Origin of the sequence: Paraburkholderia sp. J76 (assembly GCF_905220295.1) — a bacterium.
GTDB lineage: Bacteria > Pseudomonadota > Gammaproteobacteria > Burkholderiales > Burkholderiaceae > Paraburkholderia.
Window position 1 is genome coordinate 191,577 of the sequence record NZ_CAJMZJ010000002.1, and the last position, 13,926, is coordinate 205,502.

9 protein-coding genes are annotated in these 13,926 nt (G+C 64.0%); 3 read left to right on the forward strand and 6 right to left on the reverse strand.

The window, feature by feature from the left end; all coding sequences use genetic code 11:
* Window positions 1-125: 125 nt before the first annotated feature.
* The 3 genes from U5768_RS04435 to U5768_RS04445 all read right to left on the reverse strand — a co-directional run bounded on the left by U5768_RS04435 (window position 126) and on the right by U5768_RS04445 (window position 4,715).
* A complete protein-coding gene (locus U5768_RS04435) occupies window positions 126-881 on the reverse strand; it encodes a helix-turn-helix domain-containing protein (RefSeq protein ID WP_415913847.1) in 756 nt (251 codons plus the stop codon).
* A gap of 225 nt (window positions 882-1,106) precedes the next feature.
* Window positions 1,107-3,812: a DNA ligase D gene (gene ligD, locus U5768_RS04440; protein ID WP_322029168.1), complete on the reverse strand. Its 2,706-nt coding sequence runs from the start codon at window positions 3,810-3,812 to the stop codon at window positions 1,107-1,109.
* Between the two features lie 42 nt (window positions 3,813-3,854).
* Window positions 3,855-4,715, reverse strand: a complete 861-nt coding sequence (locus U5768_RS04445; protein WP_322029169.1) for a Ku protein — start codon at window positions 4,713-4,715, stop codon at window positions 3,855-3,857.
* 254 nt (window positions 4,716-4,969) lie between these two features.
* On the opposite strand from U5768_RS04445, the gene U5768_RS04450 reads away from it, so the two are divergent.
* From U5768_RS04450 to U5768_RS04460, 3 genes are all read left to right on the forward strand, one after another.
* Entirely contained in the window at window positions 4,970-7,906 is a 2,937-nt protein-coding gene (locus tag U5768_RS04450; RefSeq protein WP_322029170.1) for a PAS domain S-box protein, read from the forward strand.
* Window positions 7,907-8,245: 339 nt separating this feature from the next.
* A complete protein-coding gene (locus U5768_RS04455) occupies window positions 8,246-8,782 on the forward strand; it encodes a hypothetical protein (RefSeq protein WP_322029171.1) in 537 nt (178 codons plus the stop codon).
* A gap of 155 nt (window positions 8,783-8,937) precedes the next feature.
* Window positions 8,938-10,401 (forward strand): MFS transporter, encoded by a 1,464-nt coding sequence (locus U5768_RS04460; RefSeq protein ID WP_322029172.1) that lies wholly within the window; start codon window positions 8,938-8,940, stop codon window positions 10,399-10,401.
* A gap of 61 nt (window positions 10,402-10,462) precedes the next feature.
* Here U5768_RS04460 and tssJ read toward each other — a convergent pair whose 3' ends face one another.
* Genes tssJ through tssF form a run of 3 tightly spaced genes read right to left on the reverse strand, consistent with a single transcriptional unit; the run spans window position 10,463 to window position 13,918 of the window.
* The gene (tssJ, locus tag U5768_RS04465) at window positions 10,463-10,990 is read right to left on the reverse strand and encodes a type VI secretion system lipoprotein TssJ (protein ID WP_322029173.1); all 528 of its coding nucleotides are present in this window, start codon (window positions 10,988-10,990) and stop codon (window positions 10,463-10,465) included.
* A 13-nt stretch (window positions 10,991-11,003) separates the two neighbouring features.
* On the reverse strand, window positions 11,004-12,110 hold the full coding sequence (gene tssG, locus U5768_RS04470; protein WP_322029174.1) for a type VI secretion system baseplate subunit TssG: 1,107 nt from the start codon (window positions 12,108-12,110) through the stop codon (window positions 11,004-11,006).
* Entirely contained in the window at window positions 12,107-13,918 is a 1,812-nt protein-coding gene (gene tssF / locus U5768_RS04475) for a type VI secretion system baseplate subunit TssF (protein WP_322029175.1), read from the reverse strand. The genes tssG and tssF overlap by 4 nt, the downstream gene beginning before the upstream one ends.
* Window positions 13,919-13,926 lie beyond the last annotated feature (8 nt).

Below are 13,926 nucleotides of genomic sequence, written 5' to 3' on the forward strand. Positions count from 1 at the left end.
CCAAATCCCGCACGAATGCGGGGATTTCGCCCACTGGCATGAAAAATAACGCATGGGATTGAGCGTAGGTTATTGCCACGTCAAGATCAAGGCAGACAGCCTTTCCAAGGCTGCCCACGCCTGGATCACACGGTCTGCAGCCCTTCGATATCGCAGATGCGAATGAGCTTACCCTGCGCATCGATCAGGCCGCGCTTCTGGAAACGCGACAAAATCCGGCTCACGGTTTCGAGCGTGATGCCGAGGTAGCTGCCCATGTCCTCGCGCGACATGCGCAGCCGGAACTCCGCCTGCGAATAACCGCGCTCCCAGTTGCGCGAGGAAACGTCCAGCAGGAAGGCGGCCACGCGTTCTTCGGCGGTGAGCGAGCCGAGCAGCATCATCTGCGAGGCTTCCTGGTTGAACTGGCCGCCCATGAGCCGATGCAGCCGGTCCTGCATCGTGCCGCTTTCGCGGCACAAGGTCTTGAGCGCCGCGTAGGGAAGCGTGCAGATCGAACTGTCTTCGAGCGCGACTGCGCTGAACGCGTGGACGTCGGTGGCGATGCCGTCCAGACCCAGCGCGTCGCCCGCGAGACGCAGCCCCGTGATCTGCTCGCGGCCGTCGCGGTTGACGATCAATGTTTTGAGCGAGCCGGAGCGCACGGCGTACAGGCTGTCGAAGCGGTCGCCCGAACGATAAAGCGCCTCGCCGCGGCGCACCTTGCGCGCCCCGCAGATCAGGGCCTCCAGCCCCGGCAGGTCTTCGGGCGGCAAGCCTTGCGGCATGCAGAGATGGCGCATGGCGCACCCTGAGCAACGCGCGCCGGGCTGGGTTCCCGTGAGAGGAGCACGACTGCTTTGGCGCATGGCGATAGCGGTTCCTGCGACGGGTGACAGCATCGAACGACTCCTTCTTTAACATTTTTTAAGAGTTCGAGGCATTGTCACACCATGCGCGCGCATCAATGTGGTGGCAAAATGCCGCGCATCAGAACCGTCGCCCTTTGAGCCTTGTCAGCCAACGGGTTCGCGGGCTATTGAGCAGACTCAAGCGACCTGCAAGCAACACTGCGAGCTCGACGCGAACTTGGCGCGTCCCCGCGACCCTTCCCGGCGTCACTGCTTTCACTTCACGCCAAGTTGCTTCCACATCGAAGCCGTGATCCGTTGGCGCGCCTTGCCGTAGTCGCTCCATGGATCGGCACTCAATGCATCGAGCCGCTCGCGCACGTTCGCCACGTTCCACTGATCGCCGCTCGTGAGGCTATGCAGTTCGTCCCAGTCCACCGGCACCGAAACGCCAAGGCCGGGCCGCGCCCGCGGCGCATAGGCCGCAGCCGTGCTCGCGCCGCGATTGTTGCGCAGATAGTCCACGAAAATGCGGCCCTTGCGGTTTTGCGCCCCCATCTTCGCGCTGAAGCGATCGGGCAGCGTCGCCGCCATGTGGCTCGCCACCGCCCGCGCGAATTCCTTGGCCTCGTCCCACCCGGCGTGGCGCGTGAGCGGCACGACCACGTGCAGGCCCTTGCCGCCGCTCGTCTTGCACCATGCGCGCAGGCCCAGCGCGTCGAGCAGTTCGCGCGTGAGTTGCGCGGCTTCGAGCATGCGCTCCCAAGCGAGCGAAGGATCGGGATCGAGATCGAAGACAATGCGGTCGGGCTTTTCGATGCTGGCCGCGAGGGCATTCCAGGTGTGCAGTTCGATCGTGTCCATTTGCGCCGCGCCGACCAGCGCCACGGTGGAATCGAGCGTCAGCAGCGGCGCATGGCCCGGATCGAGACCGGGGTGCTGCGTGGCGTGCGGAATCTGCAGGGCGTTGGCGTGTTTCTGGAAGAACAGCTCGCCGCCTACGCCTTTTGGCGCGCGCGCGAGCGCCACGGGTCGCCCTTCTACGTGGGGCAGCAGCCACTGAGAAATCGCTTCGAAGTACTGAACCAGATCGATCTTTCGCAGACCGCTTTGCGCGTCGATCACGCGTTCAGGGTGCGTGATGCGCACACCGGCGACCTCGGCTTCATCGTGCGCGGCGCGGCGCGTGCGGCTCGCCGTCTTCGGCGGGCTCGCCAACGCTGGCTTCGCAGCGGGCTTCGTGCGCGCACTGCCTGCCGCCCGCACCGAAGGCGACTGCGCTTCGCGCACGATGTCTTTCGCAGGCTTGTCCTCGCGCAGGCCGACGAACGACGCCTGGCGCACCACGCCCGCGCTCGTCCAGGTCTTGAAGCGCACTTCGGCCACGAGGTCCGGCCGCACCCAGTGGACACCCGCGCGCCGTTCTGCCGCCGGCACCGCCGCGAACGGAGAATCCTTGCGCTCGCGCGAGCGCAGTTCGCGCGTCATCGCTTCGAGCCGCGCCGCATCGAAGCCGGTGCCCACCTTGCCCGCATATTGCAGCGCGCCATCGTCGCCATATACGCCGATCAGCAGTGCGCCGAACCCTTCGCGGCTCCCCTTGGGCTCCGTATAGCCGCCGATCACGAACTCCTGGCGCCGCGAGCAGCGCAGCTTCAGCCACGCCGCACTGCGCGTAGACGTGTACGGACTGTCGCGCCGCTTGGCGACGAGCCCTTCGAGATTCGCCTTGCAGGCGGCTTCGAGCAGCGCCTGCGGATCGCCCTGGAAGGCTTCGGAAAAACGCAGCGCCTCCTGCGGATTTTCGGCAAGCAACGCCCCGAGTTTTTCGCGCCGCGCTTCGAGCGCCACGCCGCGCAAGTCCGCGCCGTCGAGCCAGGGCATGTCGAACAGCCACAGCGTGATGGCTTCCGCACTGCCCGCGTCGAACGCATTCTGCAGCGCCTGGAAGTCGGGCACGCCCGCCTCGTCGAGCACCACGGCCTCGCCGTCCAGCCACGCCGAGTCGACCTTCAGCGCGCGCAGCGCCTCAACCTGGCGCGGAAACTTCGCTGTCCAGTCGTTGCCCGTACGCGTAAAAATGCGCACGTCGTCTTCGCCTCGCGCCTTCCGGTCGATACGCGCAAGCACGCGGTAGCCGTCGAACTTCAATTCGTAGAGCCAATCGTCGCCGTGCGGAGGCGCCTCGACGGGCGTTGCGAGTTCAGGGGCCAGTGTTTCCGGCAGCGGCGCGCGCACGGCGCCCGCCAGTGCGGCGGCTGCCGTTTTGCGCGCGCCCGTGCGGCGTGGCTTCGCGGCGTCCGAAGATTTCGCGGCCTTCTCCAGCTTCACCTCGGCGGCGCTCGCCGCGACCGGCTTCGCGGCCCGCGTATCGGCTTCCCTGGCTGCTCCGTTGCTCGCCCGGGCGCGCTTTTTCGACGCTCTCGGCGCAGCGGCTTCGTCCTCGACTACATGGAATTCGTCTTCGGGCACAGCCTCGTCGTCGCGCTGTTTCATCAGCAGCCAACTCTCCTGCTTGCCGTCGTGCATGGGGCTGCGCACGAGCGTCCAGCCGCCGTGCAGCCGCTCGCCCTCCAGCGTGAACTTGAGCTTGCCGGCTGCATAACCTTCGCGCGCGCCGCGCAAGCCGCCCTCGGGACGCCACACGCCGTGATCCCAGATCGCCACCGTGCCCGCGCCATAACTGCCTTCGGGAATGCGCCCTTCGAACGATCCATATTCGAGCGGATGATCCTCAACGTGCACGGCAAGCCGTTTGACCGATGGGTCGAGGCTCGGCCCCTTCGGAATGGCCCACGACTTGAGCGTGCCGTCGAGTTCGAGGCGGAAATCGTAGTGCAGCCGCCGCGCATCGTGGCGCTGGATCACGAACGCCCCTTCGCCGTCGTGTGCGCGCGCCGTCGAGCGGGCGGCGCGGCCGCGCGGCTCCGGTGTTTCATCGAAGCGGCGCTTCTGTTCGTAGCTTTCGAGCTTGTGCTTCATCGTTCGCCCCTTGATCGTCCTGGTCGGCCGCCTTCGCGTGGGTCACGCCGCTCGCTTTCCGCGCTTCGGCGCGCGCTTTTCGCGCGGCGCGCTCTCGTCCGCTGCCTTGCGCTTGCCGAGACTGCGTTTGAGCAATTCGGAAAGATCGACGATTTCCGCGCCGCGCCGCTCGGGCGCCGGCGCTTCGACGTGCGTCAGCTCGTGCGCCTTGCCTTCGCGCGCCTTGCGTTGGGCGAGTCCCATAATCGCGTCGCGGTAGGTGTCGCGATACGTTTCGGGGTCCCAGTCCGTGCTCATGTCGTCGATCAGCTTGCTCGCCATTTGCAGTTCATGCGTGCTCACGCCGGCAGCTTTTGCATTCCTGGGCAGGCGCTGCGATGCGTCGAATTCGCGTACCTCGGTGGACCAGCGCAGCGTCTGGAGTGCAAGCGCGGGACCCGCCGCCACGAGCGCCGCGAGATGCTGCCGGCTGTGCAGCACCACGCTCGCAATGCCGATCTTGCCGCTGGCCGCGAGCGCATCGCGCAGCAGCGCATAGGTTTTGCCCGCGCGCTTGTCGGGGGCTAGCCAGTAAGGCGTGTCGAGATAGAGAAATGAAACCTGCGGCGCATCCACGAAGGCGAGCAGTTCGACCGTCTGCGTCGATTCCGGACTGGCCGCCTTGATCTCCTCGTCGGATATCACCACGTAGGCGCCTTTCTCATACTCGTAACCGCGCACGATATCGCTGCGCTTGATCGGCTTGCCCGTGCGCTTATTGATCTGCTGATAGCCGACCGGGTCTAGCGTGCGGCGGTCGAGCAGGTTGAAGCCGGTCCCCTCGCTTTGCGTAGCAGGGAACAATTCGACCGGCACATACACGAGCCCGAACGTGATGGCGCCTTTCCATATCGCGCGTGGCATGATCGCAATCCTCCTCGTTTTCCACATTTACAGGCGTCAAGCAAACGGGATGCCCGCCACGTTCTACGGGCATCGCGTAGCGTGCTCCGTTCAAAGGGACGCAACACGACCCACTATTGAAATGAGCGGATTTCATCTACGGGAATACGCGATGCTTACTCAACACCATAATGGGCGCGCCGCCATTCGGCTCATTCACGAAAGACACGAAAGACACAAGTGGCGGCGCGGCGGACGACTAAAGCGGAGGCAGCATGCAAGGCAACGGCGCACCTGCGCTCAAGGTCGATGAAACGCTGATCACCGAGGCTTTGGTGAACCGACCGTACCGCTTGCCCGATTATCAGGGGGAGAGCCGTGCGCTTGCCGGGCTTGCCGAGGAAATGGCGCGCAATCCTTCAGGTGTCCTGCCGATGCTCGCGGAGCTCGCCCTCGCGCTTTGTCACGCAGAGTCCGCGGGCGTGAGCGTGCCCGAACGCGACGGCGCCATGGCCCAGTTTCGCTGGCACGCGGTAGCGGGGTCTCTCGCCGGCGAGATGGACCGCACGTTTCCCGGCGACGACTGCGCGTGCGGGATAACGCAAGGGCGCAACGCGATGCTTCTGTTCGACCGCCCCGCACGCTGCTTCAGCTCATACCACGCGATCGAACCACCCATCCGCGAAGCGCTGCACGTGCCCTGGAGCGTCAACGGCGCAGTGGTGGGTACGGTGTGGGCCGTCACGCACGGCGAGGAACGGCATTTCGGTGCCGAGGACGCCCGCCTGCTGCAAAGCCTCGCCTCCTGTGCGAGCGCCGCGCACCAGTTGACCAGCGCGCTCATCGACGCGCAGGTCGCGGGCGACACGCTTGCGCAACAGGTCGCCGAGCGCACCCGCACGCTGCTGAACGTCAACACGAGGCTCCACGACGAAGCGGCGCAACGCAGGCAAGTGGAAGACGCGCTGCGCGAGAGCGAGGCGCGCCTGCAGGCCGCCATTTCCATCGAAACCGTGGGCGTGCTGTTCTTCGACCTCGACGGCACCATGGCCGACGCCAACGGCGCATTCGAGCAGATGAGCGGCTACTCCCGCGAGGATCTGCGCGCCGCGACGCACTGGGACCGGCTCGTGCCGCTCGAATTTCTCGGCGTCACGACGCGCGCGGTCACGGATCTCGCCACTACGGGCCGCACGCAACCCTATGAGCGGCAATTGATCCGCAAGGACGGCACGCGCTGGTGGGGCTTGTTCGCGCCCACCCGTATTTCGGGCACCGGCATGGCCTCGAAATGCGCCGAATTCGCGCTCGACATTACGGAACGCAAGCGCGTGGAAACCGAATGCATGGACAGCGCGGAGCGCTTTCGTGCGTTGGTGGAAGGCTTCGCGCAGGCCGTGTGGGAGGCGGACGCCCACGGCCAGGCCGAGTCGGTTTCGCCGGGCTGGTCGGAATATACCGGCCAGCCCGGCGAAGAATGGCTCGGCGAAGGCTGGGCGAACGTCGTCCATCCCGACGACCGCGCCTACGCGCTGCGCCAGTGGAAAGACGCGATCGCGGCGCAACGGGTAGTGAACGCGGAATTCCGCCTGCACGTCGCCACGGGCGGCTGGCGCTGGACCAACGTGCGCGCCGCGCCGATCTGGAATGCCGACGGCACGGTACGAAAATGGGTGGGCATGAATATCGACGTGGACGACCGCCGCGGCGCGCAGGAAGCGCTGCGTGAGAGCGAGGCGCGGTTTCGCGCGCTCGCCGACGCGTCGCCCGCGCTGATCTGGCAAATCGACACGCAGGGCAACACGGTCTATTTGAACCAGCGTTATCTCGCGGCGATTGGCCTCACGTCCGGTCAACTGCTGGAAACGGGTTGGCACACCATCGTCCATCCGCGCGACCTGCCCGGTTTTCTAACACGACTACAGACCGCTCAGCGCGATCATTGTGCGTTCCAGAGCCGGCTGCGCGTCAAACTCAAGGATGCACGCTGGCACTGGTTCGAAACGTGCTGCGCGCCATGGTTTTCCGCGAGCGGCGAGTTTCGCGGCCACGTGTGCGTTTCCATCGACATCACCGAAGCGGTGAACGCCGAAGACGCGCTCAAGGAAGCCGATCGCCGCAAGGACGAATTCCTCGCGACGCTCGCGCACGAACTGCGCAATCCGCTCGCGCCCATCGCCAATGCGCTGCATCTCATGCGGCACAGCGCGTTTCCCAAGGAGTCCGCCGCGATACTCGACATGCTCGAGCGCCAGGTGCATCACATGGTGCGGCTGATCGACGACCTGATGGAGGTGTCGCGCATCACGCGCGGCAAGATCGGTCTCGTGAAGGCGCCGGTGGGGCTCGCGGAAATCATCGAAAATGCGGTTGAAACGAGCCGCCCCGCCATCGATCAGGCGCGTCATGAACTGAGCATCACGCTGCCCGACACGCCGCTCGTTCTCCACGCCGACCGCGTGCGCCTCACGCAGGTCTTCGCGAACATGCTCAACAACGCAGCGCGCTACACCGACACGGGCGGCCAGATCCGGCTGTTGGCCACCCGCAAAGGCGAATGGGTGGTCGTCAAGCTGACCGACACGGGCATCGGTATGTCGCCGGAACAAATTGATCAGGTGTTCGAAATGTTCACGCAGGTGAGCCGCCCCGCCGATCGTAACCAGGGGGGCCTCGGCATTGGCCTGACCATGGTGCGCCATCTGGTGCGCATGCACGGGGGCACTGTCGAGGCAGAGAGCGACGGGCCCGGCAAGGGCAGCACGTTCACGGTTCGCCTGCCGCTGTCGCAGCATACGCCCGCCGAGGCGCGCGACGCGCCGGCGCCCACGGCGCGCGCCGTCAAGCCGCTTGCGGGCAAACGCATTCTTGTGGTCGACGACAACCGCGACGCCGCCGATTCGCTCGCCATGGTGCTGTCCGCCGAGGGCGCGCAAGTGCGCGTGGTGTACGACGGCGTCGCCGCGCTCGGCGCCCTGGAGCAGTCCGTGCCGCACGCTATCGTGCTCGACATCGGCATGCCCGGCATGGATGGCTACGAAATCGCGCGGCAGATCCGTCAAAGCCCGCGCTACGCGGGTTTGCAGATCATTGCGCTAACGGGCTGGGGCCAGCACGCCGACCGGCTGCGCTCGCGCATGAGCGGCTTCGACTCGCATCTGACCAAGCCGGTGGATTTTCAAATGCTGATCGAATTGCTGATCGCGCGGTGAGTATGGGTGACGGCGTGGGTGACGGCGGTTGAGGTCCGGCACCCTGCTTCGTATGAAGATAGCGGCCCCGTTGCCGGGTGGGAATACATCCGCAATTTCTTCCGCAGCGAGTAGTCTTCCCAATGCCGTAATCGGTCATATCGTCCGCTATGTTAAGCAACAACAACGCCAGGCGCCGGGCCCGCTGGTGGACTTCGCATCGATTGCTTTGGATGTGCGCACATTCGGCTGGCAGGAAGTCAATCAGGTACTAGAATGCATTGGTGCAGTCCATGCACAGGCAGTCTATTCGGCAGGAACGTTCGGCAGTTGATGTTTAGTTCGTCATTGGAGGTGTTCATGACGTGCCTGAACAAAAAGATTGTCGGTGCAGCCTTTTTTATGCTGAGCGGTTATGCATACGCTCAGAGCACCGGCTTGAACGTTGCCGAAACCATGACGGTCGCCAATATACCTTCCATGCCAATTGAAGTGGTTCCCGCGCTGCCACCGGAACCCCAGGCGTATCTGCATCAGTATGAAATGGAATATCAGGCGAACCGGCCAAAGCCGTTTTACGCGGAACTCGAAGGGTTTTATAGCGCGACCGTGGCACAGGATAAATACCATTACGACTTCGTAAAGTCCGCGTCAGGAAGTCGTTATGGCGTGCAGGATGCTGCACAGCAAAGCACTGACTATCTACGGATGGGCCCTTCCACAGCGCCGCTAATCTCGATTCTTCAGGTGCCGGACAGCACGCTGAACATCGGCGCGCAGCCTCAACGCAGGCTCTCGCTGACCGTTGACCAGTGGGTGTTTTCGGCCACTGCACGCGTCGCCATTCTTCATTCGCATAGCACGGGCGCGACGGTTACGGTTCGACGCGGTTTCTAGTCGAATATCGACGAATGGGCGAATACGGATTCATTCCGATATCTGGACGAAATGCCACGTCTGATTTAATTCGTCAGTAGCAAAGCCCGTCGTCGCCCGCATGCCGGGAATGCCGCATGCTTCCCGGCAATGCGTGCCTTATGCGCGTTGCCCCGATGAATCCGCCCAGCACTGAGACGACCAATAAACCCGACATCATCGAAACCACGTTGCCCGCGCGCCTCGACCGCTTGCCGTGGGGACGCTTTCACGCGCTTATCGTGGTGGCGCTGGGCGTTACCTGGCTGCTGGACGGTCTCGAAGTCACGCTCGCAGGCGCTGTAGCGAGCGCTCTAAAAACGAGCCCTGTTCTGCATCTGGACAACGCGCAGGTGGGCCTTGCAGGCAGCGCGTATATCGCGGGCGCGGTGTGCGGCGCGCTCGGCTTCGGCTGGCTCACGGACAGGCTAGGCCGCCGTAAGCTCTTCTTCATTACGCTCGCCGTGTATCTGCTTGCCACCGCCGCCACTGCGTTCTCGTGGAGCTTCGCGAGCTTCGTCGCGTTTCGCGCGATTACCGGCGCAGGCATAGGCGGAGAGTACGCGGCGATCAATTCGACGATCCAGGAATTCACGCCTGCGCGCGTGCGCGGCTGGACCGACCTCAGCATCAATGGCACCTTCTGGGTGGGTGCGGGCATTGGCGCGGCAGGCTCGCTCGTACTGCTCGACCCGCACCTGCTGCCCGCGGACTGGGGCTGGCGCGTGTGCTTTTTTATTGGCGCGGTGCTCGCGCTCATTATCTTGCCCATGCGCCGCTGGATTCCCGAAAGCCCGCGCTGGCTTCTCACGCACGGCGAGCACGACGAAGCGAAGCGTATTGTCGAGGACATCGAAACGCGGTTTCGCCATGCGGGCCATACGCTGGAAGACCCGCCGGCCGACCCGCTGCGTTTGCATGCACGCAGCCACACGCCGCTGCGCGCCGTGTTCCACGCCATCTTCGTGCGGCACCGCCGCCGCGCGCTGGTGGGTCTCTCGCTCATGACGGCGCAGGCTTTCTTCTACAACGCGATTTTCTTTACCTACGCGCTCGTGCTCACGGAGTTCTATCACGTGCCTGGTGGCGACGTCGGCCTCTACCTGCTGCCGTTCGCGCTCGGCAACTTCCTCGGGCCGATCTTGCTGGGTCGGCTGTTCGACGTGATCGGCCGGCGCAAGATGATCGCCGCGACCTACGCGCTCTCCGGCGTGTTGCTCACGGTGAGCGGCTGGCTGTTCGAACAGGGCATGCTCACGGCGACGATGCAAACAGGCGCGTGGATGGTGATTTTCTTTTTCGCCTCGGCTGCCGCCAGTTCCGCGTATTTGACCGTGAGCGAGTCGTTTCCGCTGGAGATTCGCGCGCTTGCCATTGCTGTGTTCTATGCATTCGGCACGGCGCTGGGCGGCATCATCGGACCGGCGTTCTTCGGACGACTGATTGATACGCACCAGCGCAGTGAGGTGTTTACGGGCTATGTTGTTGGATCGGCGCTTATGATCGGCGCAGCGCTAGTGGCCGCGATCTGGGGCGTGGACGCGGAGCGCAAGTCGCTGGAGCATGTGGCTGCGCCGCTTTCGGCTGTGGGAGAGGAATGAGGCGGCCAGCCGGCGTATGTCCAGCCACCCTCACCTCCCGGGAATGCAATTGATAACGGTGTTACTGCTTCACCTTTGAAGGCGCATCGCCCGCGAGCAGCAACTGGTCCACGAGTTCGAGCTTCAGCGGCTTGTCCGGATCGAGCTTCTTCTTCGCGGTCACGTACTTCCAGTTGCCGCCATTGCAAGGATTACGGTAAAACGCGACGATCGCCACGTATTGCGTATCGGCCTTCATATCCTGGGTCAGGCTTGCGGAAGCGCCCGGATTAACCGCGGCAGCCATGCTGTCCAGCATATCCTGCGCGAGGACGCTGCGATCGTTCTTAAGCAGATCGTCATAAGAGGCGCCGTCGAACATCTTGCGATCCTTGAGCTGATACACGCGCACGGCGACCGAAGTCGGACGGCCGGCATCGTCGGGATTCAATGCCTGACGTGCGGTCAGATCGACATTGACTGCCTTCACGGTTTTATAGAAAACCGCGTGAAATGCATTCGACGTGGTATCGGAAACCGACTGCCACGCGCCGCAACCCGACAGGAGAACGGCGGATGCAGCGGTGGTAACGGCCAGGCGGATAAACATGAGAGATCCCTGGTTATGCACGTTGCGGACTCAGGTAAGGGTTCGGCGCCGGAGTCGGAAACGCCTCGACGACTCCGAGTGGAATAGTGATCATGCGCTCTTCCTCTGAAGGCAATATCGTTGTCCAGCCAAGCCGTGGCGCGGGTTCGGCGGCCAGCGAACCGATTGCCGGCAGCGGCGCAATTTTCGAGGACACCTGCATGCGCAAATGGATATCGGCCTTCACGCCCACATACAGCCGCACGAAAGCCAGTAGTTCGTGATTGAGCGACGCTCCCGGCAAGAGCGCGTGCGCCTGCTGCGCGTTGCAGGGACGCAGCGTGGCCCGTGCGGCACGGCTGCGGTACGCCATCCGTTTGCCAAGCACGTAGCCTCCGCCCAGCCCCTTCTGCGCGCCGGTGGCTGCTTGCGACGACGGTGCATGTGACCTCAGCGGCAAAGGCTTTCCGGTTCCCGTGACGGCCGGAAAGAACTCGTCGACACGCACGTCCACGCCGGGCAACGCCAGCGCAATGACGCCCGCGAGTCCTTCTGGCGTGCGCGTCCTTTGTGTTAGCAGGCCCAGCAACGCGAGCATCCGCGAATCGGGCAGGCCGGCGCGTTTCGGTTTGTCACCCCAGCCGAAGCCCACGAGGCACAACAGGTTGAGCGAGTGCGGGTCGGTTCCGCCCGGACGAAAGCTCTCCACGTAGCGATATTTTTTCCACGCGCGGTAGAGCATCGTGACGAAACGGTGATCGAAGCGGTCAAGAAATGACTCGACGACCTCGTGCCCCTCTTCGCGCAAAACAATGTCGTCGATCGTATGTGACGGCATTGCCGCATCGACGCCGTAGAGGCCCATGAACGTTGTGCGCACAACGGGCGCCTCGTGTCGCCGGGACTCGTCCCATGGGTCACCGAAATCGACGGTGACGACTTCGCCGGTGGGAAACCCCGCGCGCGGCCACGAGCCAAAACGCACTGGCTCATGCTCCGGCGTGTCGCGTGTTCCTAACCCGGGACGACCGGGGGCTCCGACCTCCAGCAGGCGGCACAACTGCATGAAGTTCATCCGCGGCGCGCGGGCCAGCAGGGACGCGACCAGCGGTTCGAGATTGGGAAGATCCTGAGGCTTCATAGCGGTGCGCGCTCCGCCTTGCTGCGCGGCCAGACGGTGCGCGTCTGTGATGGCAGGCTCACAATCGATAGCTTGGTGAACAGATTGATTTCTGCATACAGCGCGAAGAACCGATGCAGCAGTTCACCAAAAAGCATGACGTCGCCTTCGCCCGCGAACGCCTGCGAATCGAGCGTCACCTCGATCAATACGCCGCGCTCGACCGAGCCGCCCGACACTTCCTCGAGCAATTCCTGAGAAACCCAGAGAATGGCGGCAAGACGCCGGCGGTTCAATTCGTCGTCGGTCCAGTCGTATAGCGCAAGCGCGCCGCGCAGCACTTCCGCGTTCATCATCGAGAGAAAGTTCGGTGCGAGATGCGAGAGCACGCGCCACTGGAACCGGTCGCCCGTAGGCGGATAAAGCGGCAGTGTGGGTGCGACGAGATTGCGCACGCCCACGACGTTCGGCGTGCTGGCTGCGAGTTCGCTGATGCTCGCTTCGCGCAGCCCCTTACGCGGCAGCATGCCGTTGGTGCCCGTGACGCGCAGTGAAAGGCTTTCTTCCGGGAGCGTCTCCAGCGTTTCCCAGGCGTGCCCGCCAAGGATCACCCAGGTCTCGTGCAGCCCCGACACGCCGAGGCGCACGCGGCCATGGAAATACCGTTCCGGCGCCTCATGGCGAAGCATGCCCCCGCGATGCCGGAACGTGGCAAAGGGGACGTACTCGTAGCGCTCGGCTGTCTCGTGATCGAATGTCTCGATCGCGTCGACCGAATACGTTTCGACGTGCTCCCCGTGATGGCCGGCTGGCACGACGCGATACTCCGTTTCGTGGTGGTCGATTTCAATGGGTTCCGCGTCCAGTTCGAAGAGGTTGATCACCGGTGCGCAGAATAGTCGGATGTTCTCGCTAGTGAAACGTTGGTCTGACGGGAAAGCCTCGTTGAGGACGAGTTCCAGTTCGAAGCGGGTCGCGTCCGCGGGCAGCTTCGCGATATCGATTCCGCAGAGATCGACAAAGAGAAACTTCTCGCGGAACGAAAAATATTCGAGAAGGAGTTGGTAGCCGGAAAACGCGGCATCTGCCTTGGGCCACAGCCGTTCCTCAGCCGAGAAACCTGCGGGCTCGATCGTAATGCCGTGCAGCGGCACCCCTTCGCCATCCCGCACCTCTGGAATGCGCCAGAGGATCGTGTCGACCTGGCGCGTGAGCGCGAGGTGCATGGAGAACGCCACGGGCAAATCAGCGTTCAGGTGCAGGCGCACGCGCGCGAGGTCCGTTTCCTCGCGCCGCGCTGAATGCTGCAGTTCGAAGCCAAGGCGAATGACAGAACGGCCGTCGTGCCGCACGGCCGGCCCGGCGTGTGTGATGGTGAGCGGCTGAAGCGTGACCGCCTGGGTGGTGCGGTAGAGGCACTGCACCGTGCGTGGCGTCGTGCCCTCGCTGCCCGCGGGCTGTACGCTGATCGGCGCAGATCGCACGGGCACGCCGGCCGGCACTTCAACTGTGCGCTGGAGCTTCTCCCGAAGGGGAATGAGTTCGGCGATCGACAGTGACGGAATCATTCGCAGGTAATGCGGCCACAGCAGGCTCACGAGCCCTTCGGTGAGTTCCGGCAGTTCGTCGTCGAGTTTCTGTTGAAGTCGTCCAGCCAGAAAGGCGAAGCCTTCGTGAAGCCGCTCGACGTAGGGGTCGCGGTCGCCGACGCGGTCGAGGTTGAGCATGCGCGCGCGGTCAGGATGGGCTCTGGCGAATTCCTTGCCGGATTCGCGCAGGTAGCGCATCTCGGCTTCGTAGTAGCGCAGGATGGGATCGTCGTTGTTCATCTGGTTTT